Here is a 21,938-nt window from a genome sequence, read left to right as displayed (position 1 = left end):
TGCGCCACATTAATTGTTTGTGGCGCAGTTCGTGATGGCTTAAGGATATAATATGAAAATCAGCCAGCTGGAATCCGGGATGCAGGTTTGGTCTGTAACCCGTACCAAAATGGGAAATACCACCATTTCAACGGTCATTGTCCACCCCGTTGTCATTATTGAAATTCATGATAACCATGTGATTGCTCGCTGGAACGGCAATGCACCACGTCGGTTTGGAGAAACGGCTATCAGGGGCTGGAAGAAGGAGAAGCCACTGCTTGTCCGTGAGCCTTTCGGAAATGTTCGTCTGGCCACCCGGGCTGAAAAAACCGCTATGCAGGAAAAAGAGTAATACCCCCTTTTAGCACCCACAATTTCACCGTCCATCTGCCTTTAACCTTGCCTGTTATTAACGGAATCCTTTCTGACTGGGCGGATCCCACGCATAACCTGAACTGTTGGCTAACCGTCTTACAGCCAAATTCCCTCCTTTATCTGGCAGGAGTGCGTCCGTGAGCTCTGTATGATCTACGTGTTTGTTAAGTAGAGCACATAACAGGAGTGGGGTATGACTGAATTAAATAAAAGCCCGTCCGGTTTTTCCGGAGCTGATGTCAGTAAAGAACAGGCTGCCATAAGGGCACTTGTAGAAAGAGTAGTGACCAACTATCGCAGCCGGACAGCACCTGATCGGGTTCAAAAGGCTTCGGTAGCGTTTAATGGGGGATTAATCCTGACCCTGATGCTGGCCTTGACGCTATTGGGCTACCTTGTGGCGGAATTGCTCAGGGGGTATGTTGCGGATAGTTCACCCTATGTGCCCGGTCTAAGTTATTCGCAATTTTCGATGCTTATGGTCGTTGAGCTGTGTCTATGCTTTCTTGCATGGTTTTTGGTTGTCACAGGGGACTATCCCCGGCCGTGGATATTTCAGGTAGTCCCGATGGAGCAGTACTGGTTCTTTGACGAAGTGGATGACGACGATCTTGCCCGGCTTTCCTGTAACCCTTACATCAAGCGCTGGCTACTTGATGAAATGTCCGGTATTCATCGACTGACCTACACGAGGCTGCATGATCGACTGGAGCGCATCTGTAATATTGCATCCCATCTCGAATACAGCCGTATTCAGGCACATAAGATTTCCCTAATCAACGGAAGCAGTGCCTCCTGATCCTACCATTGCATCCGGAAATTAAACGGGCAGGAACTGCACTGTATGTTCCGACCCAGCAGCTGCCCGTTACCCTTTTCTTTAGTATAAAATGACTTTCGCCGACAACCGGAAGTGAATCATGTCAAATAAATGAAAAATCAGTAATTTATGTAGGCGGGGTGTTTGGCTGATCAGGGCAGGGTGGTATAATAACGCTGGTGCTGGAGGCTTTTGCCCCAGCCAGCGGTAACACTGTTTGACTGTGGTAAAAGCAGAAAGCCCCGAGTAATTTTTCAATTAACCCGAGGCCCCTGTATGCTAGTCACATTCAGAGTAGCCTCTTGCCTGCTTAAATGCAAGGAGAAGAAGGCCATGAAAATGCCGAACCAACCCATTGTTTTGTGCATATTAATAGTTTGTTTAACGCTGTTGATATTCACCTGGCTCACACGAAACTCGCTTTGCGAGTTGCGGATGAAAGACGGAACAAGGGAGGTATCTGCTATCCTGGCCTACGAATCCGGTAAGTAGCTGACAAAGAGGGGGGCAACCCCCTCTTTTCGGGGTGTGGATTAGTATGCCATCGGCACCTTTTGAAAGGGTTTCTCCAGTCGGGGAAACCCTTTTTTCCTCCCGTCTTGTGGCATATAGCCTTTTGTATAAATCAAGAACCAGACCCAAAGAGTCCCACTTCACGCAAACCGTTCAAAAGCCTTAGCGTAATCCAGTCGGGAAAAATTTCACCGGTGCTCGTCCGGGCACGTACCGGAAACAATGGACTTCTCACTGGTCGGTAGCTCATAGAACGTAGCCATTGCGGTCAGTCCTTATTCTGTACCCAGTAGAGTTTTATGGCCGTCTGGCAAATCGTTCAAACATTGTCATTTCTGTTCTCGCTGCATCCGGTCAAATGATACGGTGAATTCAGCTCATGGGCATTCGCATCGCAGTCTACGAAGGCACCAGAAGTTTGAGGATGTTACGCAAAGAACAGTTATCAGGTTTGCTGGTGGGCGTAATGCCTACCTCTACTTTACTTCATAGGGATTCTTCTGCGGGGAAGCAAGAATTGACTCAACGTTGTCCGGTCGTACCAGATTTGTCGCGGAAAGCGCCTTTTTGTGAGGGGGGCCGCAGCGCTAAACCTTTTCCTGGAACGACATGAAGGACAGCAGAGCGTCCGCCCTGGAGGACAGCTCAATACAGTCTCCACGCTGCGGTTCTATCTCTTCGTCAATGGTTTCATTGTACCAAATACGCAGCCGCCATCCCTTCGCAGGGAAAGCGCTCTGCATCGCCAGGACCATCCCCTCCGGCGACAGCAGTTCTCGACAGAGGTAGCAGGCCCCGATCCGGGTTGAATCCCGCAGCCACATTACGGGATACTCTTTAACCAGTTGGTCATACACGCATTCTGCCATATGAAAGTAATTTTCGTCAGCCCTGCAAAAATCACACATTCGATTTCCTTAAATGGTGTTCATCGAGATAATTCAGAAAGTTGATTCGCCAAACTACGGGGCATTTCTTTAATGGCGGAGCTTTACATCACTATTTCTGTCATTTTCAAATCCGCCGGATACAGCAATAATTGCACCGAACAGCGGTTTGAACTGCAATGCATCCGTAGGGTATGCGACAATAATAAGGCTCTTCCCGTACTCTTAAAAATGGAAGAGTTTAAAACCCATACTGCTGGGATGAGCGAAGCACGGTACATTATGCCAGCGTATAAGGGCCGTCATAACTTGTTTTTTTCTAGAACACGGCGAAGTTTTCTTACCTGGGAAGCTGTGGAAAGCGTACCGGTTCGGGGATGGCATGCGCTTGCCTTTTCACCTGGTTTGAGTACATAGGCTAATGCCAGCTCGTTCAGAGCCGCCTCAGCTTTCAACAGGGCCTCAATGGCCGTGTTCAGGTATACAGTTCGGCTCTCATGGTTCATCAGGATTTTCCTCACAAGGGTAAAAATGACAGGCGATACCTGCCGTTTACCCTTTGTCTCCGTTAAGAATGGCATCACGGCAGGCTTCCCAGATTACCTGGGCATTAGCATCACACTCCACGAACCCGCCGCACTGATCGTATATCACCTGGTATACCTCAGGGGGAATCTTCCCAGGCGCAACCGGAGTTGAGCGTTTGCCTTTATGAATCTCATCTGCGGTATCACAGACAGCGTCGAGATGCCGCGACATCCACTCAGATAATTTCAGACCCTCTCGATTTGCCTGTTTTACATAGCGAACCTTTCTGGAAACCGTAGATCGCATCTGAATCTGTGTCACAGCTGGCACATCTTCTTTCATGGCATTCTGTAATGCAGCTTTGGGCTTTTTCATGTTCATGGTTGCTTTAAATTATTCTGGAGTTCGTCTGATATAAATGCTGACGTGATCTGTCAGCGTCGCTTAAATAGTTTATCGCCTTCCGCCAGTTCGCCGTTGAGCTGTTCAATCACGCTCCAGATGAGCCGATCATCCGGCGTTGAGCCTGCACACTCTTTCACGACCGCCACGGGTCTAAATTCTTCAGGGTCTGCCTGCCCGGAGGTGAAGAGCCTGCTCTCAATCCAGTGGGCCCCCTCTGTGCAGCAGTGGCAACTGGTTTCAGGTGGTTCATCCAGACCGTCCACTCCACAGGCTGAGCAGGTGAACAGTTTGCGAGACCCACCAGCCAGTGGCGTATCGCAAGCTGCTGGAAGTGCGCCAGCATTGCGCCAGTACAGCACATGATTTGAATCGTAGCAGTGTCCATGAAGCAGAAGCGAAACGCCGCAACTGCGAGTTTCAATGGCTTTGCCTGTGCCAAGGTATTGCCCGATCTCGTCCCATACGTCCACTAAGGTGTCAGGCAGCGGACGCGTAACAGGGAACTTAGCGCAGTCGTCCGGGGTGCCTTTAATGCAGCAGAGGGCCGAATACGCAAGCTCCTGCATTTCGTAGGAGTACTGACCACATACCACGCGTTCCAGTTTGTCGATTAGTTGTTCTTTATTCATCATACTCAGCCTTATTAAACAAATTCATTACGCCACTGGCACCATCTGGCCGGAGCAGACTGCGGCCCGGTAGTAGAGCCGCAGGGGGTGTCGCTGGACTAACAGGTGCTCAGTGAGTCCCGCACTTCCTCATGACTGGTCATTTTCAGAAGAAGCTTTCCAGGGCAGCGTGGTTCCGCCTGTGAACGGGTGACGTCTTCGTTGATTGCCTGGATATGAGCAGATTCAACGGTCCGACGCTGTACGACATGGTTGCTCAGGTTGAATTCGCACTGGAGCCTTCTGGCATCAGAATCCGCGTTCATTGCAATACGTTCATCAAAGCGGCGGTTCATTCGCAGAGCCTCTTCGTGAGCTGCATCAACAAGGGTGCGTCTGGTGACATAGTCGTTACCAGCAAAAAACGATAGCTGAGCGTGTTCCGAAGAGTAGTCGGAGCTTCCCTTACAACGGGCAATCGCGGCTTCAGAGTGCAGGATTAATGAACTCAACCGTGAACAGACGTCATTGATGGTGCCGGTTTTCAGACAGTCGTGGATAAGTGTCCAGGCGGAAATGCTCAGCGGGCGGCTGGTGATCACATAGGGATTGTAATGATCAACCGTTACGATAGTACGCAGTGAATGAAGCGATTCGGACTGCGTACGTAAGTCACGGCGAACAGTACATGCCACCGAGGCAACATCTTTACATTCTTTGTCGGACATCGAGTCCAGTACGCGGATCTCCACCTCTGCCGCCTTTGAGGCGATATGCGCACTAATCTCACCCTTAAGACGTTTGTAGTCAGCCTTGAAGCTTCCCACGCTGTCAATATCGATCCAGTAACCACAGCTGTAACCAGCATTACCAAACTCGTCATCTTTCTCATAGTTCGGACAGCCGTCATTGCTCCAGCCAGCTTTTTCCAGCAGCTCGTCAATAGCGACCAGCTCAGCCATTGGTGCATGTTCGATAATGAAATAATGGACACGGCCCCAGGCATATGCGCGTGAACGGCCATCAACAGAAGTATCAGAAGTCGTCTGACGGGAAAGTTTCATGAGGTACTCCAGTTCTGCCCGGTACCGCCGGGGCGGTGGTGCGAAAGCCGCACCATGAATGACACTATGATCCTCCTAACTTCTATTGTCAATACAATTGAAGTGGCGTTGTATTTATTCATTATTTGGACCCGGCTCGTACGGAACGACCGTCGGGACTTGCCAATTATTCTGCGGTGAGCAGGGGGAAGGGAACATCCCACCGCTTGTTTCAAGATGTACAGCCAAGGAGGGCGCAGAATGCCTGACAGAATCATCGTGCAGCGGTAGCGAAAGACCTGACAAACGGGAAAAGTATCCTTTTATTCCAAAGCCAACCTCAGCTTTTAATGTCGCCAGTACGTTTCTTAAACATGCCAAATCGGTCTCTTATACGGCCGGATGGGCCCGATGAAAACGATAAAATGAGAAACAGAACCCGACACATCGCTGCTCTCTGGGAAAGCCGGTCAGCAGATGGAGCGCCAGGAACTAAATCCGCTGGTTTTAATAATGATTGAGGAGAACAAGATGAAAGATAACAAGACACGTCCTGTAGACTCGTATGCTCATGCTGATTTCATGGAGTCCGTCTTCAGCAACCTCAGGGCTTTCTGTGATGCGGAATGCCAGCGGCTAACTGCCGGTTATCCCCCAACTGTCAAACCAGAACAGCAAAGCACTGACGGCCAGCTGTCGGCGGCATAAATCATTACCTGCCAGTTCGTTCAAATTTCCGCTTCCTTAAGCCCGGGCCAAAAGCCCGGCTCAATCCAAAAACTGAACGTACCGGTTTACCTCTATATCTCCTCAATCCCCTGCGACTTACAAGAGACCCGCACCGGTTTAGCCATTCCTGTCCTGCCACTCTCTCATCACTGGCCCAGACAACCGGAAAAGTAACTTTTCTCTCCGACTCACCTTCTGAACCAGCTATTTTGCTTAAACGTAAAAACGGCCCACTGTTGTGAAGATTTAAAACGGACGGATCGAGTAGTATTGTCTCAGGAATTTTTTTTAAGAAAAGTTACTTTTTCTTCTGTGCAACCTATTAGAAAAAATGTCGAACCTGGTATTGTTGTGTTGTAGCGCAGTTAAACAACCAACCAAAAGAGAGAACAAAAATGTCCGCAATCGAAACTGAAGTAAAAAACAACAGCAACGAAATCAGCCTTCGTGGTTACCTGGAACGCACTGGTAACGGTGCCCGTAAAGGTAACGGCCTTATCATTGACCCTTCGGTTGTTGTAGAGCAGGAAGGCTTTAACACCCGCACGGCCGGTATGGGCGAGCTCTACTATTCAATGCCTCACGTTGTGGAACACCTGAACAGCCTGGCCGATGCCTACATGGAAGACCCGTTCAGCGTGACGCCTATCGTTGTTCAGATGGTTAATGGCGTACCTGTACTGCGTCAGGGGGCTTGCCGTATCCGTTCCATCGCTATTGCAAACCGCCAGCTGGAAGCAGAAGGGCGTGAACGCATTACTCGTATTCGCTGCGAAGAGTTTCGCGGTAGCGCTTCAAAAGCAGAACTCTTCACCCTGACCGGCAACTCCAACCTGGCGCTGTCTGTCGTAGCTGAAGCGCTTTCAATTAAGCGTCTTGTTGAAGATAAAGAAGAGCCTAAGACCTTTGCGGAACTGGCAAAAAAACGTGGTAAATCAGAGCAGCATCTTCGCCAGATGGTTCGCGTACTGGACCTGCCTTCTGAACTACAGACCATGCTTGTGAGCGATCAGGTGAGCATGTACGTTGCGCTGGACGAGTATATGTACAGCGGTGAGGATGCGGTAGATAACATCAACAAGGCGATCTCCATCTATGGTAAAGCGACGAAAAACACGCTGAAATTCGTCAAAGCTGCCAAGGTAGAAGAGCGCATGGCAGATCCGCAGACTCCGGAAAACTCCGGTGATGAGCAACCGGCAGGTAATGCTACCGTTAACACCCCGGTACCGGATCAACTGAATGATGAAAGCAATACAGAGACGCTGGTTACGCCACCGGTACAGGAACCAGCTCCGGCTCCAAAGGACAGCGCTCCTAAACAGAACCCGGCAGGTAAAGCACCATCCATGTCCAGCGTTCTGAACAAAAAGACCGTGACCGTCATTGCCGACACCGCGATCCCGATTTTTGAACGTATTGCTGAAGAAGCCAAGCTTAAAGAAGGTGAATCTGTCAGCACTGATACTTACACGCTTGTTCTGACCAATGATGAAATGAACGATATCATCAATGCTCATGCTGACCTGAAAGAGTACCTGCGTAAGCATGCTGAGAAGATGAATAAGGGACAGGCATGATTTTCTGACCGACCCCTCCATCCGGACGGGTCGGTAACTTTTTCAGGACAAGGGGAAACAGGGCAATGAAGAAGGCTTTTATCAACGTAGACAAGACTAACCCACTGCCAGTCCTGACGGATTCGGTGACCCGGGTAAGTATTCAGTGCACGGCAAAAGATGAAAACGGGGCAGGGATCGAAGTGAACATCCTCGACCTGATTCAGGATCATGATACGGATGAAGTGAAAGTGCAGTTTGGGAGCTCGCCTGTTCAGGCTCTGGCGATGCTCCGCCGGGTTATGACAGCACTGGAAAAGCAGGCAAATGCAGAACTGCAACAGAATTCCTGCTCGCGTATGCAGTAAACGGTAAAAGCAGAATGTTCCCTACTGGATAAACCCGGTGGACCTCACGGAGAGCAAGTCACCGAATGGTTCACTGTTAAGTGATATACATCCGGATTTATAAGGTTTTGCAGCATCCGAATAGGCAATAAATAGAATTATTTTGATTTATCTCAGCAAGGAAATGGAAAGCTACCAGATTTTAGGATAGCGAAATGCCTGTATCGCTACTCTGCTGAATTAGAAATGATTTTAAACGCAATGCATAATGATAGAATAGCAATGCCTTTAATTATTTGTCACGTCTGAATTATATGTAGACTTACGGAGAGGATATGGTAATTACTTATTCATTATCGGAAACGTTTAATATGTTTTTACGCGAGATTATTGCATCTGGACTTGCAGTTTTTTGCGCATGGTGCGTTTTGTGTCTTTTCTCTGATCAGGAACGAGGTAAAGAGGTTCCTGTTTCTATGAAAAAAATAACTTCAAAGTCAGCTTTCTCCTACTTTATCAGTTCTCAAATTGCCGCTTTTATTATCTCCTTGTTGGGTTCAATCTTAAGCACGAAATGGGACAACATCGTCTGGAATGATGAAATAAGACAGTTTTATCTGCATGTAGGATTTGGGCTGGTAGCTTGTGTATTCTGTCTGCTTGTAATCTTGCATGAGAAATTTATCAAAAGAAATTTAAATGTTTATTCTGGTTATTGTGGTTCACTGGCAGTTAGTCTCACAGGAATCTTTGTACTTTGTGCGTTATATCTGACATTTTCATTACCATTTCATTATGAAGAACGTCTACTTAATGATGCATCCTTGGTGGCTTCGGATGGCGTTGAAAATTCAGTCGTTTTTGCAGACGGTCGTTACTGGGTTTTTGAACTGGGCTTACCATATTTCAAACAGTCATTGCTCAAAGAGGTAAGAAGGGGCAGGTACCAGCTAATCTGCACTACAGAAAAAAAACCAACATGCTGGTCTGGCAAAAAACTTCCCGAAAAACCAACCTCTTTGAAAGCTAGTTCATAAAGATTTAAACTGCTCGCTTAAATCCACACTGGTCCAATTTTGAAAATTTATTGTGTTTTTAAAAGAAATTACAGTGTGGGTTATTAGCCAGTAGGTCGGAGTTTTATATAATACCCAAAAACACAGGAGGTATTATGAAAACCAATCTGGCCTATGCATCTAATTGCTCCGATTCTGTCTACTCCTATATTTATCAGGCACTGCAACAACGCTCTGGTGCCGAGAATGAAAGCCTTTATCAGCAGGCCATTTCCAGCTGCTGCACAGATAAACAAAAAAAGAAACTGGCCGGGTATTATGCCGGTCCATGGCAGCTGCTATTCAACGCGTGGTGTAACAATCGCGTCCCTAACACAGCGGTGCTGGCCCTTTTACTCCAGCAGTGCTTATCTCATTTCCAGTGCGAAGAAGTGATCGCAGCCTGGCAGTAACCCTATCAAGCCCCTTCGTATAGCGGAGGGGCAGGAGATATCTCATGTACAGAAACGACAGAAACGTGGATTCCTTCAACCTGGTTAATGCTCTTCAGCCGGTCTTTCGTAACACCGGCTGTGGGATGTTTGAATATGATCGTAAAAAGCAGAATGAAACCGCTGATTCAATCTTACGAGCGTTGGCGTTAAATGCCGATTTCGCGAGGGCCTTAAAACAGTACGTCCGGATTAATTCTGTACGACGGGTTGTTCAGTTCGATGACGGCTCGGTTCGCTATGGTATTCATGCCGAATTTGAAGGGCATAATAAAATTAATTCCTTCCGTATTTTTAAAGATGAAGATACAGACGCATTTGACTCCTATTTTTATTCGGTTTGCGATAATAAAGCTGAGCTGGTGGATTTTAAAATGGACTCTCTCGATATTCAATTGCAGGCAGTTTTTGAAAAGGTGACAGGTATTTTTCTGTCACATTAAATATTCAAATTTTCAATCCTCGGGCTGATAGACAAAAAACGCACTTTAGAATATAGATGAGATGAATATGAAAAACGTAAATATTTTGGATACCGATATTGCGGCCATTAATGCTCTTTCTGGCGTAGAACTGACTGACTTTCTCACTGCCGGGTATCAGGTAAACTGGTTAGGAGAAAGGGAGGTTTCGCTGGTGGGCTTTCCGTGTTTAGCAAGCAACAAGCAGCCGGTAGAAGTTGGTCCCGGCATTTTCATTAATCGCGTGTACAGCAGAGACAGCCAGTCTCTGAGCGGGAAATTGCGCTATGACCTGTCTAATGGTCTGGCAACGAGTGCATTTTCATTTTTCTCCCAGTCAGGCTGGTATGGGGGATTCCGTGTCGTATCTTTCCGTGACAACGGGCCAGCTGCGTTAATCAACATTGGTATTGTCCATGAGAATGTTTTGAATGCATTTTGTGCTGACTTCCCCCGGGCCAATGTGAGCGTAACCCGTTTTCATTGTGGCATGACGCTTGAGCAGATCCGAATGTTCATTTCAGACACTGCTTACGATATGCCGCTTTATAACAACGAGTCTGACTTTCGCAGGCTCGCCAGTTAGCATGGAGGCTGACTTCAGTGCTTACGCCTAAAAGCCGGTGAGCGAGGTGGCGGAACCGGTTGGCTTCGCCCAGTCTTACTTACTTCTCTCAAGGTACTGCGCTGCAAGCGTACGTAAAAAAAGTAAGTAGCTAAATGGCGTGAGCGATTAGTTCTATACGGGAAGAAGTCATAGTATTCTGAAATGATAGTTATCTCATACGAACGATAGTAATGGAGTTTCTTAATGGGCGTTGATATCTGCTGGCGATTTCAAAGGGAAGAAAAGCCTGGTAAATGGATTAATTTATCAAGCAATTATAAAGGGGACCGATCATATCTCCACTTTGCCTGGCTCGGATTTGATGTAGATCGTGAAAGGGCGAGCACATCAGCAGTTTTTATCCACGCATTACGCGGATTACCTGATGATATACCGTCCGAAGATGATGATTTATTCGGTGAACATTCATACTCATGGCTGACTTCGGAAGAAATTTTGTCAGCCATACCACCCGATAACGCCGGAGAGGTGATCCAGGAATTTGTCGAAGAAGTAAAGCGTCTCCACGTGGAGAACGGCAGCGTCCGTTTCGTCTTTGGATTTGAAGGGTAACCCGTAAGAAAGTAGCTATCTTACCCGGCTAGGTCTCCAATCTCTCAGATGCTCAAAGAGGGCCGGGCATGGTGCCCACACATCCCCTACCATTCCGATTTGATATTCGTCTAATACACCCTTTAAAGAAAACAAGCAGACGGCAATGAGACGTCGGATTAGCGTCAGCAAATATGAGACGTCAGTAGTCGATGTTTGTCCTGCGGAACGTGAATCTGTTTACAAGGGGTAAAGCCGTACCATCCATGAGGGCTCAGAGAGCCGGGGTCTCCTCCAGATCACTGGAAGTTATTGACTCTGGCAGGCCTATCCCTATGACTTTTTCCCGGATGGCAAATTAAGAGCGAACAGGGCCAAATTAGTACTCTTTTCTAAACGGAAATACTGAATCACCCTGATATAACTGGTCTCTCACAAGACAGGAGATCATCAATGGAACGTGTAATATTTTCAGTAATCTTTTTTATGATGCTGGGCGTACCTTTTTACCTTCTTTATAAAATTGCCCGGGACATTTTTGGTACCGCCGGTGCTGGTGAGCCTGCACAATTGCCTCAGGGCAAGCAAAGACGCTCAGGAGGCGCTGGTTCGGGTTCGATCTGGCAAGGACACCATCTACAGGGGAGCAGCCATTTGAACCCCCTCGGAGGTGATTGTAATGGTGAAAATAGCATAGCTGGTGGTTGTGATGGTGGCGGTGGAGGAGGTGACGGAGGTGGTGGTGGTGACTGATAGCCTGCAACTTTAACTATCAGGATGAAACCCATGTCCAGCAACCGGAAAAAGAATTCATTTCAACCGAAAAGCCCTGCCTTAAAGTGAAGCGTATTAAACGTGAAGGATGCTGAATTAGAGGGTATCGGTTTTATACTGAAGCGTAACTGGAAGAAGGATCTGAAATTAACTATTACGGAAAAGTAACTTTCTGACTCACCACGTACGCCCCTCGGTTATGCCATACAGTTTGATACGAAAACAGATCAGTAAGTAGATTGCTATACGCCGGAGAGAAGTCTATTTTTCATGCACCGAACCTGTTTGGCCTGCAATGGAAGCAGGTATAATAATCACATACAAAGGAGGGCATTATGAATACATTTTTATACGTGCTTTTGGCCTGGATTGTTGTGCTTTTTATCGCCAACAAACTGCTCGCAAGACGTAAGCCCAATACGGTTAAAATCCTGGTACAGCGCAACGGGAAAGCCGCAGAGGTTGATGCTGTAGTGGTTCAGGGTTCAAAGAGAGCTAACAACAGTTCTGTTGCGGACAGCGACGCGGTAGATAGTTATTTTGAAATGAATCCTTACTCCCGCGAAAACCAGGCGAATGGTTGGGCTATGCTGGCCAGAGACGATGACCAGCTTAAATAATCAGTTGAGTGTGATGTGTAAAGCAGCTTAAAACTCTAAATGGACGAACAGGGGAGGTGACAAAGATGACAACCAATACAACAACGACCACCTACCGCTCAGAAGAAATCGTGCCGTTCAGACGGCCCAAAGGGGATCTGGATAGTCGGTATATGCCTCAGGTGTATGCAATGGTGCGGAACTGGGCAAGTAACCCTGCTCAATATGGTGAGGGTGTACTGGCCTCCTACCGCCAACCGGCAGTAAACCTTGCCTACCAGGTAAAAGGAACTCGTGTTGTTTTAATTCTGGTACCAGTAGAGTGCGAGCCACCTGGAGTGATAATGACGGAAACAGTCCTGTGGCCGTCACTATCACTTGTAGAAGTCTTGCAGACCTTGCAGGAGGCCTGGCAAAATATTCCGGCGTTAAACCCCTGACGACTTCTGTCAATATCACCGGCTAGTGATTTACCTCTCTGCTGGTGGTCAGCCCGCCTAAGTTCAAATTATCTCTTTCTAAATTAGCCCGGATAAAAATCGGTCCCTCTAAAATAGCCTGCCCTGAGTAGGCTACGTCATACAAAGCGTTGGCCAGTCACCAGCTGGCTGGTGGCCATAATGCTCCACAGGATAAACCGTATCAGAACTACGCAAAGAAAAAGCCCCAACAATTTACCGATGGGGCCTTTTGCAGACATTTTACAGCCTTACCAATGATAGAGCGCTAAGGCTTCTGCTTAGTGAACAGACTTGCCCACAGATAATGGATAAAGTTGAGCAGAATGTATGTTACTCGTTGCTCGAATTTCATCGGGGCTTTGTACTTTGTCGTTATGTTATGAATATGAGTAAGGTCCGTATAGAGCCCTGGCGACTTCCTTGTTGACTTCAACACCGAACAGATGTGCTGAACAGACTCCGGTGTGAACAACCGTAGCCCTCGTCGTTGTTTGACTTTATGGATAAAATCGTCCATCCCCATACATAACCATTCCGGCTTGATGCCATCAAACTTACAACGTCCGTTTATGATGACGACATTGATACATTCCAGTTCTCTAGCCTTAAGAGCAGACTGAATAGCCCTGATGTGCCCCTGGTTTTGCTTAAACGGGTTCTGCAACTTGAGGGTTCGGGACTGAGTCCATTTCCGCCAGTGGCTTTCCTCCAGAGTACCGTAGAGCTTGCCTACGTAGTTTTTCTGCTCTATGACGTATATACCATGTGGGGCTACGAGAATGTGATCAACCTGCGTAGTGCTATGAGCCGACAACTGAAAGGTGAGATCACTAAGTAGCCCCTGAGCTTCTTCAGGAAGCCCAGATTCAATTGCCTTTGCAGTCCGCCGTTCCGCTATGGCAGAGGTCATAAATCCCAACAGACACAGCAACACGACGAAAATAAGGATAATGAAAGCTACCCCCGTAATGCTCCACAGCAGATTGAAAGCATCCATGTTACCTCACAGAGGGGTAGCTGGTGGCATTAACAGATTCTACTAAGCGGGTAGTGGTACCGGTAAGGCTCTCAATATTTGAAGACAGGCTCATCAGCATGCCGAGTGCAGAACGGAGATTACGATGAGGCTCATTGTAGTTTTTGAACGTGTCAGTGGAGTACATTTTTGAAAGACGTGTACGGATCTCTACTGACGTAAGATCTCCATCCACCAGGCCGTACTTAACTGCCTGAGGTGTTGGCCATACACGGCCTGAATAGAGAGAAACAGCATCGGCATCATGACGCGAGAGAAGCTTTTTACCCCGTCCAAGTTCAACATCAGTTATAAATTTTTCATGCATCGTGTTCAGGATCTCCTTCTGCATGAACTCCCTCGTTGAATCGGACAATGGGTGGAAGGGGTCAAGAGCATCTTTGAACTCACCGGCCGTAAGGGGCTCATTCTTGACGCCTACTGTGCTCATGATCTCTGACAGATTCCAGTGGTCCATACGCACACCGATAGAACCGATCAGGGCATTACTGTCGGCATAAATTGCATCAGCGGGCGATACCGCGTAATAGCATGCGGATGCGCATATGCCTTTCACACTAACGATGATTGGTTTATATGAGTCTGCGATATCAGAGAAAAAACGACCGGTACCGCTGGAGAGTACTTCGAGGGAGTTTTGCTTCGACCGTGCTTCATCGCCACGTTCTGTGCTCCCGGTTTTGTTACTCTTGTCAGCGGCTACAGATGAAAGAGAGCCACCGGCATCTGATACGCGTTCAATCTGTGGCTGGTGGTTTTTAAGCGCGTTTATCTGGCGGTAAATAATGATGGCGTCAGAGGGACCACCACCACCTGACTCTGCCTCGATAATAACTGCTTTGGCATGGGGATTATTGTAAGCTTTGGCAAGAGCTGTTGCGATCACTGTTCCATCGCCCGTTTCCGAGCCGGTACCCATCTCGCCAGAAATCCGTATTACAGCTATATGGTCTTTCTTCCCTTCAGCGTCCTGCCATTGTTCGTAAAGATTGTAGAAAGAAAACCCTACAGCGGTCATGGCAATTAGCGACATAGCAACTTTTGCCGTGGTATGAATGCGAAACATCTTATAAAAACGGTCAGCGTTATCATTGAGCGATTCTTTGATATTTGTAGGGGACTTCCTTTTTTTACTGCTTAACATCTGACCACCTTTACATGAGTTTTTGAAAGTTAGACCACAAGCGATTCAATGCAATTCCCAGTATCAATAAAGCGACTGGTGGGAAAAGTTGAGCGATATTGTTAAATAGTGACATATTTGGCATGACCAGGTAGACCATCGTTAAAGCACTGATCACCCAAAATGCTCGAAACCAAATACGATAAAACTGAACTGTAACCTTACCAAATACGTACCTCTTCAATTTCCACTGGTACATTCCATCTGCTAGCATGGCAAATAGATAGGGCAGAAAAACGATTAGCCACCCCAGGATTAAGTTCCACCGGAAAATGGACTGATAAAGTAAGAGGGGTATGTTTTTGGCCATAGTGTAATTAATAGAGGTAAATTTTTCAGCAACAATGTTAATACCTCTGGCTGGTTTTTTGGTGTCAGGGATCAGAATAGTATTCAGATAGTCAATTAACTTATAGTCATGTACCAACCAATTTAAAGTCGCTTCACTATTTGCAATGACAGACTTCCAACGGTCATTTGATATGATGGACCGGCTTGCATTAACCTCCTGAGTAATCTGATATTTGAGCTCCTCAGTATTCTGGAAAGCCAAGCTGTAACCAAAATAAATGACCATGCCAAAAAAAAGCATTGTTCTGAGCACTGCTGCCCTGCTTGTATTATCCGCAGCCATTGCTTTCCCTCCATTCACGAAAAAGAGCTAGCCTCTGATCGTGATTGCAATAGTTGTTACGCCACATCGTCGGGATACCCAGGAGCCAGTGGTACTGTTTAGGTATGATTTGGTCGATGAGGCTTAACTCCGCCAGTTCTTTATGCTCTGCGCTTTTCCACTCGATCTGTCCCACATCAGGAACAAATACAGCGGTCCTTGCTTTTGCGGCCTGGCGGGAAAATTCTATAAAGTTGATGCCCCACGGCGTCCAGTATCTGTACTGCTCGTTTAGGCCGATGTTAAACACCGGCAGAGAAAGAGTTGAGTCGGCAAAAGCCGAAATCACATTTTTGCAGACTCTTGGACTATCTATTTTTTCCTGTTCGGTTTTGAGATGAGTCAGCAGTGCACGGTCAATAATGCTGTTAAAGGTGTTTGTATAAAGGCCATTAGGGTCAGGAAGCTGATCTATGGCAGTAATGATTTTAAATTTTAACCGAGAAAGAAAGGGAGAGTCCTCAATAGTAACTATATGACTATGTGTTGTTTCTGGATGAATCTGGGGTTTGATGCGCTGTACTTGTTTAAAAGAGACACTACCTGGCAAATTAATGAATGCGCCCACCGTGCGTGTTAAATCGACGAAATAAGGCAAAAGATAACAACCAAGCATACGGGCATTCTTTTTTACAAGATCACACCGTACGTCATTGTTATCGAAAGAAATACGGAAACTAACGAATTTACGTTCAGGACCTTCGCTGGTGGTCAGTGATTGAATCCATTCATGGCATGATCCTTGTGGTACCGACCAGTAGCTGGTTTCACGGTCCCCAAAGGGATCAGTCGTGATCAACTCTCCCTTTAAAAGGAAAAGCTCAGACAGGGTATTTGCCATGGAGAATAGGGAATCGATATCGTTGCTCTGACAAAATTTTCCCAAATGATGAAACGCGTTTTTTTCTATCATAGTTAGCCGATCTCGAACTTCCTGAGAATCTGCGTACTTTAAACCCAAAGACTGAAAGCGCCTTTTTACGAGCGAGCGACATTTGCTGACTTTTAGTGCAGAGCTTAAAATTTGCTGGCGCGTCAGGACAATTTTTTCATCCATCAATGCAACTTCCTTAGAAATTTATTAAGATTTTTGATATCGAGATTTTGACGCAAAGTAACTTTTCCGGCCTTCTTGAAAAGCATTTCCGACAGAGTTGTGTTTGGCTTCATTTGTTTCTCAGCAACAGCAATAGGGATTTGGCCTACAACCTTCCTGCCATCTTGAAGCCTGGCAACTATGTGAAACATAGGGACCTGACCCAAGAGATCCTTTGGAATACTCTCTTCTAAAGTTGTCTGCTTTCTTTCTGAGATTGAACCTGAGAAGTTATTATGCGGCAAAGATGTTTCTGAACCGGTCGTATAAGTGACCATATTTGTGCTTATCGCACTCTTACCAAAGTTCTCTACAACAAGCGTCTGAGTAGGAGTATCGTTGACTCGCAAGCTTATATAATTGTTGCAGAGCCCCGTAATTCGATTGGCAGTTTCAACACTTGCCGCAGCAATAAAGTCGGAGATGGTTTGGGTGCAAATAAACAGTGCAATTTTCGCTGCACGACCCTGCGCCAGAAGGTTAATCATAGGGTTGTTAATGGCTGAGTGTGCCTCATCAACAAAAATACTTATCCTGGAATTAGCTGACATATCACCATCTTGAGCGTTGTAGCGACTACCGGCACAGGAGGTCAGATCTGACATTATTAATTGAGAAATAGCAGCTGCTGTATCGGGGTTTGAAAGGCCATCAAGCGAAATGTATAGCACCCCGCCAGTGCTGAACATCCCTTCGCTTGTTACAATTTCTCTTGATGATACTGAGTTCGGGTTAGGAGATAAAAGCTCATTTAAAGGTTTTTCAATGAGCATATCGAAAACAGGCATAATACCTGCGGTCATTTTAGCCATATGCTCTGGGTCGGACATTGAGTAATCAATAAGCTGGGAAACAGTATCTAACCAGTCTATTTGTTCGGACCCCTCGTAATTCATGAAATGAGCCGTAAACCATTCAGCGAGACGCTTGAAACGTACCGGCAAGGTATCGTTAGCGACGTACTTAACTTTTTCGGTCCAGACATCGTAACCATAATATCTCGCGTAACATGACTCCATTACCTTGACTGTAAGATTCACAATAGACATGTGGCTTTTCATGTTCTTGTGAATCAGATAAATAGAAGGCTTTTTCTCTATGTAAGAAAGCCCGGAAATCACATTGGAAACGAGAGCCTTGGCATACTGAACGAATGGGTTAACCTCACCGGGAACTGTCACCAAGCTCAAAAGACGAGATGTTAGGTCAGAAACATTAGTATAGGTGTTGCAGACATCAATACAGACCGAAGATGCTGGCTGGCCAGGATGAAATTTATAGAAAGGAAGACCGAGGGTCTTAGCCTCTTCCATTAGAGATTCTCGCCACTCTGCATCGTTCTTTGGATCTATGACAACAACAACATGACCAAGATGAAGCATGCTAATGCTTAGTAAACGCTGTAGCACCGTTTTCCCAGTACCCACGTTTCCGGTTATCAGAGTATGACCAAACCAATTGTCTTCAGTTACAAATATGGGTTCCCTACGTTCCACAGCAAAAATTGCATTGCTGCCGCCCATCTTACGAGCCATTGCGTCAAAATGTCTCTTAATTGGGTTGAAGACGAATGGCAACTCGATCTCACGTTTATCACTGGAGAGGTTAGCTATTTGATATGCCCGATCCGCATGTTCCGGACCCCACTCAAACCCATCACAAAAATAGGACTTTCGCTCGGGTATATCCTTATTTTTATTTTGATAATCCTGAACCAGTTGACGATACTTTCGCTCATTGGAGAAAAAGTTACTTTTGTTAATTACACGCAGTGAATCAAGACTAACGAACATGAAATGTCGCTTGAATACACGCCAATGAGCCATCAAAAATGGCGCTGCTGTTTTGCAACGATAAAGGCACAGCAAAAAAAGCAATATTGAGGTGAACAGAACTATTGGGGCGATGTCCAGTCCGTCTGAAGAAAGTCCCATATAAAGCATAGAAACCGAACAAATCAAAAGTATTGAGGCACTACGATACTCAAGAATAGGCCGATAAAAATTCTCTTGTGCATGGAGGTTAGTCCTCTTCGAATCTGACATTATAGGTTCCCAGCCTCTTTCAGGTTATTGATAATTCGTTCAATGTCCACTTTCGCCCGGTCTGATGCGGCCAGCAAAGTAGGCATGTTAAATGCATGGCATTTTGTATTGATCACAGCACCAGAATTAACGAGGTACTGAGGAAGCTTATTGAAAAGATCTTGAGCCTCTAACTGCGACCCAAATTTTTCCACGCAAGATTGGGTCAGATAGAGAGTATTAGGAGTACTTACCATAAATCTGTTTTTGCGCTTTCTTTTAAACGCCACCTCCATTTTGGACAGAATTTGATGCAGTACTAACGCAATTTCTACAAATTCAAGCTCTGTAACGTCACCTTCGCTTATAAGCGAGAATTCACCATTTTGGTCTGATTCAGTAGATGCAAAGACTTTACTGTTCAGATTGTGACCAGAAACAGGTGATGCTGGTTTTTGTACTTCTGCTTTGTCCGATGATTTATTCCGGTTGCGCTTGGGATTTTGTTTTTCTACCGGTGCTGTTGGGGCGAACAGTCTGGCCAGTGCTGGCGAAAGATGATGCCCCTTAGCGTCTGTGGGCGCATGCTCTCCATTTGATTCTTCAAGTACAGGAGGTAAGGCGGGCTCTTCACTTGCCATCACACTGGTTGCGGCTGCTTCGGTCTGGGAATACACAACTTCAGCTGGTGGTGGGCAGTTACCCTCAGTATCTGGTTCTGAGTTTTCTTGTCCTACAGAAACATCCATAGAGCGTTCATTCGTACCCTGGGGATCAGCGTTCTGTTCTCGGTTAAGTTCTGGTAATTCTGACGGCTCGGAGAGAAGCTTTTCATTATGGACCGAAGAGCTTGTTGCACAACTACCGACTTCTGGCCGAGAAACACTAAGCTGTGAGAAATCGGTATAATCAATGATCTCATGCTCTTCATCTTCTTTCTCAAAAAGATGTTGATAATGTTCATATTCCACAGCCTCAGTTTTCAGCGGACCAGTCGCGGATGCACTATCGGTTCCATGATATTCCACGTCGCCAGAATGTTCTTCGACTGCATTTACACGTGGGGGAGGCAGCTCAAGCGTTTGCTTTGGACGTGGGGCAGAGTTTTCAACAGAAGACTCATCATTAATCACTAATGCCTGATACATAGAAGTATTGAAAAGTGACTTTAAAGTTGTTGGCCTTCTTGGCTCATGATAGGTGAGCTGGAACCCGGCGCAGTTATCGCCGAGCTGGACTAAACGCAGATCGTCAATGTCCCTTACTATCCACATTCCATCGAGAGAGCCTTCTCTGAATGTCAGTTGGAAATAGGGCTCTTCACTGAATGCTTTTTCATCTAATCCCGGCAGCAATGCCATAGTGGTATCTATGTTGAGGTAGGGGACAGCATCAACACACACTATATAGTCATTGGAAAGTGGAGCGCTTAAAAGGAGTTCATGAAGTTGGTTGACCAGGACATGGGATTCCGTGTCCTTTGCCGATTCATCTTCACTTTCTTCTATATCAGGAATGACAGGATCAGCTGCTTCCTCACCCTCAGATTTAACTATCTGCGTGTCATTATCAATTTCATTATCACTTTCGGCTTTCTTCTCAAAATCGTCGGATGAGCCTTCATTTTTCTTAGAATGTATATCAACATCAATAGAGGCAGAGGAGCGGCCTAAATCATTAACCTTAAGAACAGCCGTCTCAACAGTATCAGTAATTTTAGTTATAACGTCCCGACCGGGCACTGGTCTTCTGTATTCAGTAACTGTTTTTTGCTCGTCAATGTAAATAAAGTCTTTATTGGCATTAACGCTAAAAAGACCCGGCACTGAGTCAGGGATTTTATAGGAATCAAAGATTAAACCAATCCACCTTAGCTTAAGAAGGTTATAGAATTCTAGTTTCCCTATCCCATTTCTAAAGATGTTTGATATTTCGTTTTCCGAATAGATACCCGGAATGAAGTAGTGAACGACACGCTCATCATCATAGGGCTCGACGTAACCACGTTGAACTAGGGATTCTACCAATACGGTCTTACCAGCCTCTCCCTGAGGGAAGTTATATTTATGTAATTCGAAATCATTGAGAACAAAATCAAGGAATGCGTTCTCGTTAAGGTATACCTCACCATTTACGATAATGATGTGCATAGGCTTAGCATTGTAATTGTTGATATTGATACTGGTAAAGTTGTGCTTGATGGTACTAATGGCCCTTGCTGCTGCATCATTAGAACGCAGACCCATGATAGGGTCACGTAAAACATTAAGGTCTGTACCAGTAGAATAGAAATCAGCGGTCCTCACGCATTTAGACAAAAAGTCATTCCCATCAGTATAAACGTTTAGGGCGGTGATCATTTTTGAATAAACACGTTCTTTATTTACCCGATCCAAAAATGCAAGACATACCGGGTTTAGGATTCGCTCAAGGAAAACGCTGGACCAGATATTATGTTGATTATGAATACGCTTTCGCCAGTGGATTTCGTATTCAACCACGTCATTTTCACGTGCCCAGTCAAGAAGACTTTGTGAGCTTGGCGTCCAAATGATCGGACTAGCTAAATTCAGGCTTACAATGTCGAGATCGTAAACCTTTCCGGCATCATGGACTAAACCACAGATAAACGCAGCATAGAGATATACTTTTCTACGGACTACTTCTTCATCTTGATATCCGATTGGTCTCAGTTCTGAGTGATGCGCATTTTTTAAAGAGAGTATGGCCACTTCCAGGCTGTGAGAAAGTAACCCACCAATACCATTATGATGATGATTTTCGGAAGCTGGCAAAAGATGTATCCAGCGAACATATTCAACCAAGGGCTTTAAAACTAAATTAGTAAATGTATATGCATCGTCCCTGATGTCGCTATCGCTGATAGCTAACATCATTGAAATTGAGTGCAGCTTTTCCCGATACAGAGACAGGATTGACTGTTCATTAAATGTCTGTATGCCCGTCGGACGAGTTGGATACTCGATGAATTTCAGGACTTCTGGATTTGGATGATCAGGAACAGTGTACTTCTGATCTCCTAGAATCTGCGCAAAAGGAGAGAGGCTTGATATATCCTCAATCATTACAGAGGTTGCATCATTCTCCTGAGATGAGAATATCCCCAAAATCCGTTTAATACATAAATACAGCGCCCTGAAATTCATCA

25 protein-coding genes and 1 pseudogene are annotated in these 21,938 nt (G+C 46.0%); 15 read left to right on the top strand and 11 right to left on the bottom strand.

Annotation, left to right across the window (positions count from 1 at the left end; translation table 11 throughout):
- The first annotated feature begins 52 nt into the window (after positions 1-52).
- The 4 genes and pseudogenes from OGY08_RS15605 (at position 53) to OGY08_RS15590 (ending at position 1,669) form a co-directional block, all read left to right on the top strand.
- Entirely contained in the window at positions 53-334 is a 282-nt protein-coding gene (locus OGY08_RS15605) for a hypothetical protein (protein ID WP_000703842.1), read from the top strand.
- Positions 335-550: 216 nt separating this feature from the next.
- Positions 551-1,156 (top strand): hypothetical protein, encoded by a 606-nt coding sequence (locus OGY08_RS15600; protein ID WP_000137794.1) that lies wholly within the window; start codon positions 551-553, stop codon positions 1,154-1,156.
- 335 nt (positions 1,157-1,491) lie between these two features.
- Positions 1,492-1,602: pseudogene (locus tag OGY08_RS15595) on the top strand (DUF5431 family protein); the annotation flags it as partial.
- Positions 1,550-1,669, top strand: a complete 120-nt coding sequence (locus OGY08_RS15590; RefSeq protein WP_223152483.1) for a type I toxin-antitoxin system Hok family toxin — start codon at positions 1,550-1,552, stop codon at positions 1,667-1,669. The pseudogene OGY08_RS15595 and the gene OGY08_RS15590, both read left to right, overlap by 53 nt.
- A gap of 608 nt (positions 1,670-2,277) precedes the next feature.
- Here the strand turns inward: OGY08_RS15590 and OGY08_RS15585 are convergent.
- From OGY08_RS15585 to OGY08_RS15565, 5 genes are all read right to left on the bottom strand, one after another.
- Positions 2,278-2,598, bottom strand: coding sequence for a hypothetical protein (locus OGY08_RS15585; protein ID WP_000332796.1), 321 nt, complete (start codon positions 2,596-2,598; stop codon positions 2,278-2,280).
- Between the two features lie 281 nt (positions 2,599-2,879).
- Positions 2,880-3,083: a hypothetical protein gene (locus OGY08_RS15580; RefSeq protein ID WP_001015183.1), complete on the bottom strand. Its 204-nt coding sequence runs from the start codon at positions 3,081-3,083 to the stop codon at positions 2,880-2,882.
- 46 nt (positions 3,084-3,129) lie between these two features.
- Positions 3,130-3,480 (bottom strand): hypothetical protein, encoded by a 351-nt coding sequence (locus OGY08_RS15575; RefSeq protein WP_000743059.1) that lies wholly within the window; start codon positions 3,478-3,480, stop codon positions 3,130-3,132.
- 59 nt (positions 3,481-3,539) lie between these two features.
- Positions 3,540-4,142, bottom strand: coding sequence for a hypothetical protein (locus OGY08_RS15570; protein WP_001371889.1), 603 nt, complete (start codon positions 4,140-4,142; stop codon positions 3,540-3,542).
- A gap of 95 nt (positions 4,143-4,237) precedes the next feature.
- Positions 4,238-5,182 carry a DUF5417 domain-containing protein gene (locus tag OGY08_RS15565; RefSeq protein WP_000778029.1) on the bottom strand — a complete coding sequence of 315 codons (945 nt, stop codon included), beginning with the start codon at positions 5,180-5,182 and terminating at the stop codon, positions 4,238-4,240.
- Positions 5,183-5,692: 510 nt separating this feature from the next.
- Between OGY08_RS15565 and OGY08_RS15560 the strand changes: the two genes are divergently transcribed.
- The 11 genes from OGY08_RS15560 to OGY08_RS15510 all read left to right on the top strand — a co-directional run bounded on the left by OGY08_RS15560 (position 5,693) and on the right by OGY08_RS15510 (position 12,736).
- Positions 5,693-5,869 carry a hypothetical protein gene (locus OGY08_RS15560; protein WP_001371930.1) on the top strand — a complete coding sequence of 59 codons (177 nt, stop codon included), beginning with the start codon at positions 5,693-5,695 and terminating at the stop codon, positions 5,867-5,869.
- Between the two features lie 416 nt (positions 5,870-6,285).
- Entirely contained in the window at positions 6,286-7,470 is a 1,185-nt protein-coding gene (locus OGY08_RS15555) for a ParB-like helix-turn-helix domain-containing protein (RefSeq protein ID WP_001272971.1), read from the top strand.
- Positions 7,471-7,535: 65 nt separating this feature from the next.
- Positions 7,536-7,817 carry a hypothetical protein gene (locus OGY08_RS15550; RefSeq protein ID WP_000708863.1) on the top strand — a complete coding sequence of 94 codons (282 nt, stop codon included), beginning with the start codon at positions 7,536-7,538 and terminating at the stop codon, positions 7,815-7,817.
- Between the two features lie 314 nt (positions 7,818-8,131).
- Positions 8,132-8,833 carry a hypothetical protein gene (locus OGY08_RS15545; protein ID WP_000237191.1) on the top strand — a complete coding sequence of 234 codons (702 nt, stop codon included), beginning with the start codon at positions 8,132-8,134 and terminating at the stop codon, positions 8,831-8,833.
- A gap of 134 nt (positions 8,834-8,967) precedes the next feature.
- Positions 8,968-9,264: a hypothetical protein gene (locus OGY08_RS15540; RefSeq protein ID WP_000856246.1), complete on the top strand. Its 297-nt coding sequence runs from the start codon at positions 8,968-8,970 to the stop codon at positions 9,262-9,264.
- Between the two features lie 44 nt (positions 9,265-9,308).
- Positions 9,309-9,746: a hypothetical protein gene (locus tag OGY08_RS15535; RefSeq protein ID WP_000286108.1), complete on the top strand. Its 438-nt coding sequence runs from the start codon at positions 9,309-9,311 to the stop codon at positions 9,744-9,746.
- Between the two features lie 67 nt (positions 9,747-9,813).
- Positions 9,814-10,350 (top strand): hypothetical protein, encoded by a 537-nt coding sequence (locus tag OGY08_RS15530; RefSeq protein WP_000800251.1) that lies wholly within the window; start codon positions 9,814-9,816, stop codon positions 10,348-10,350.
- Between the two features lie 225 nt (positions 10,351-10,575).
- Positions 10,576-10,944: a hypothetical protein gene (locus OGY08_RS15525; protein ID WP_000537761.1), complete on the top strand. Its 369-nt coding sequence runs from the start codon at positions 10,576-10,578 to the stop codon at positions 10,942-10,944.
- A 432-nt stretch (positions 10,945-11,376) separates the two neighbouring features.
- Entirely contained in the window at positions 11,377-11,676 is a 300-nt protein-coding gene (locus OGY08_RS15520; RefSeq protein WP_000442693.1) for a hypothetical protein, read from the top strand.
- Between the two features lie 356 nt (positions 11,677-12,032).
- Positions 12,033-12,317, top strand: a complete 285-nt coding sequence (locus OGY08_RS15515; protein WP_001091367.1) for a hypothetical protein — start codon at positions 12,033-12,035, stop codon at positions 12,315-12,317.
- 65 nt (positions 12,318-12,382) lie between these two features.
- Entirely contained in the window at positions 12,383-12,736 is a 354-nt protein-coding gene (locus tag OGY08_RS15510; protein WP_000210769.1) for a hypothetical protein, read from the top strand.
- Positions 12,737-13,022: 286 nt separating this feature from the next.
- Here the strand turns inward: OGY08_RS15510 and OGY08_RS15505 are convergent, their stop codons facing one another.
- The 6 genes from OGY08_RS15505 to mobH are packed head-to-tail and all read right to left on the bottom strand — an operon-like array spanning position 13,023 to position 21,936.
- The gene (locus OGY08_RS15505; protein ID WP_000338612.1) at positions 13,023-13,754 is read right to left on the bottom strand and encodes a nuclease-related domain-containing protein; all 732 of its coding nucleotides are present in this window, start codon (positions 13,752-13,754) and stop codon (positions 13,023-13,025) included.
- Position 13,755: 1 nt separating this feature from the next.
- Positions 13,756-14,937: a S49 family peptidase gene (locus tag OGY08_RS15500; RefSeq protein ID WP_000952985.1), complete on the bottom strand. Its 1,182-nt coding sequence runs from the start codon at positions 14,935-14,937 to the stop codon at positions 13,756-13,758.
- Positions 14,938-14,947: 10 nt separating this feature from the next.
- Positions 14,948-15,610, bottom strand: a complete 663-nt coding sequence (locus OGY08_RS15495; RefSeq protein WP_000718549.1) for an IncC plasmid conjugative DNA transfer DtrJ family protein — start codon at positions 15,608-15,610, stop codon at positions 14,948-14,950.
- A complete protein-coding gene (locus OGY08_RS15490; protein ID WP_000343600.1) occupies positions 15,597-16,706 on the bottom strand; it encodes a hypothetical protein in 1,110 nt (369 codons plus the stop codon). Before OGY08_RS15490 ends, OGY08_RS15495 begins: the two co-directional genes overlap by 14 nt.
- A complete protein-coding gene (gene traD, locus OGY08_RS15485; RefSeq protein WP_001284073.1) occupies positions 16,706-18,790 on the bottom strand; it encodes a conjugative transfer system coupling protein TraD in 2,085 nt (694 codons plus the stop codon). The genes OGY08_RS15490 and traD overlap by 1 nt, the downstream gene beginning before the upstream one ends.
- The gene (mobH, locus tag OGY08_RS15480; RefSeq protein WP_001011152.1) at positions 18,790-21,936 is read right to left on the bottom strand and encodes a MobH family relaxase; all 3,147 of its coding nucleotides are present in this window, start codon (positions 21,934-21,936) and stop codon (positions 18,790-18,792) included. Before mobH ends, traD begins: the two co-directional genes overlap by 1 nt.
- Between the last annotated feature and the right edge of the window lie 2 nt (positions 21,937-21,938).

This window comes from Citrobacter sp. Cpo069 (assembly GCF_030332785.1).
In the GTDB taxonomy this organism is placed as follows: domain Bacteria; phylum Pseudomonadota; class Gammaproteobacteria; order Enterobacterales; family Enterobacteriaceae; genus Citrobacter; species Citrobacter portucalensis.
Note: the sequence above shows the minus strand (reverse complement) of the source record. Positions and strands in the feature narration are given on the sequence as shown.

Excerpts from the sequence above, each read along its gene's own strand:
- OGY08_RS15565 (WP_000778029.1), bottom strand. The coding sequence starts at position 5,182 with ATGAAACTTTCCCGTCAGACGACTTCTGATACTTCTGTTGATGGCCGT.
- OGY08_RS15520 (WP_000442693.1), top strand. The coding sequence starts at position 11,377 with ATGGAACGTGTAATATTTTCAGTAATCTTTTTTATGATGCTGGGCGTA.
- OGY08_RS15505 (WP_000338612.1), bottom strand. The coding sequence starts at position 13,754 with ATGGATGCTTTCAATCTGCTGTGGAGCATTACGGGGGTAGCTTTCATT.
- OGY08_RS15600 (WP_000137794.1), top strand. The coding sequence starts at position 551 with ATGACTGAATTAAATAAAAGCCCGTCCGGTTTTTCCGGAGCTGATGTC.
- traD (WP_001284073.1), bottom strand. The coding sequence starts at position 18,790 with ATGTCAGATTCGAAGAGGACTAACCTCCATGCACAAGAGAATTTTTAT.
- OGY08_RS15525 (WP_000537761.1), top strand. The coding sequence starts at position 10,576 with ATGGGCGTTGATATCTGCTGGCGATTTCAAAGGGAAGAAAAGCCTGGT.
- OGY08_RS15575 (WP_000743059.1), bottom strand. The coding sequence starts at position 3,480 with ATGAAAAAGCCCAAAGCTGCATTACAGAATGCCATGAAAGAAGATGTG.
- OGY08_RS15605 (WP_000703842.1), top strand. The coding sequence starts at position 53 with ATGAAAATCAGCCAGCTGGAATCCGGGATGCAGGTTTGGTCTGTAACC.
- OGY08_RS15490 (WP_000343600.1), bottom strand. The coding sequence starts at position 16,706 with ATGGATGAAAAAATTGTCCTGACGCGCCAGCAAATTTTAAGCTCTGCA.
- OGY08_RS15580 (WP_001015183.1), bottom strand. The coding sequence starts at position 3,083 with ATGAACCATGAGAGCCGAACTGTATACCTGAACACGGCCATTGAGGCC.
- mobH (WP_001011152.1), bottom strand. The coding sequence starts at position 21,936 with ATGAATTTCAGGGCGCTGTATTTATGTATTAAACGGATTTTGGGGATA.
- OGY08_RS15530 (WP_000800251.1), top strand. The coding sequence starts at position 9,814 with ATGAAAAACGTAAATATTTTGGATACCGATATTGCGGCCATTAATGCT.
- OGY08_RS15585 (WP_000332796.1), bottom strand. The coding sequence starts at position 2,598 with ATGTGTGATTTTTGCAGGGCTGACGAAAATTACTTTCATATGGCAGAA.
- OGY08_RS15535 (WP_000286108.1), top strand. The coding sequence starts at position 9,309 with ATGTACAGAAACGACAGAAACGTGGATTCCTTCAACCTGGTTAATGCT.
- OGY08_RS15550 (WP_000708863.1), top strand. The coding sequence starts at position 7,536 with ATGAAGAAGGCTTTTATCAACGTAGACAAGACTAACCCACTGCCAGTC.
- OGY08_RS15560 (WP_001371930.1), top strand. The coding sequence starts at position 5,693 with ATGAAAGATAACAAGACACGTCCTGTAGACTCGTATGCTCATGCTGAT.
- OGY08_RS15515 (WP_001091367.1), top strand. The coding sequence starts at position 12,033 with ATGAATACATTTTTATACGTGCTTTTGGCCTGGATTGTTGTGCTTTTT.
- OGY08_RS15500 (WP_000952985.1), bottom strand. The coding sequence starts at position 14,937 with ATGTTAAGCAGTAAAAAAAGGAAGTCCCCTACAAATATCAAAGAATCG.
- OGY08_RS15545 (WP_000237191.1), top strand. The coding sequence starts at position 8,132 with ATGGTAATTACTTATTCATTATCGGAAACGTTTAATATGTTTTTACGC.
- OGY08_RS15510 (WP_000210769.1), top strand. The coding sequence starts at position 12,383 with ATGACAACCAATACAACAACGACCACCTACCGCTCAGAAGAAATCGTG.
- OGY08_RS15540 (WP_000856246.1), top strand. The coding sequence starts at position 8,968 with ATGAAAACCAATCTGGCCTATGCATCTAATTGCTCCGATTCTGTCTAC.
- OGY08_RS15495 (WP_000718549.1), bottom strand. The coding sequence starts at position 15,610 with ATGGCTGCGGATAATACAAGCAGGGCAGCAGTGCTCAGAACAATGCTT.
- OGY08_RS15555 (WP_001272971.1), top strand. The coding sequence starts at position 6,286 with ATGTCCGCAATCGAAACTGAAGTAAAAAACAACAGCAACGAAATCAGC.
- OGY08_RS15570 (WP_001371889.1), bottom strand. The coding sequence starts at position 4,142 with ATGATGAATAAAGAACAACTAATCGACAAACTGGAACGCGTGGTATGT.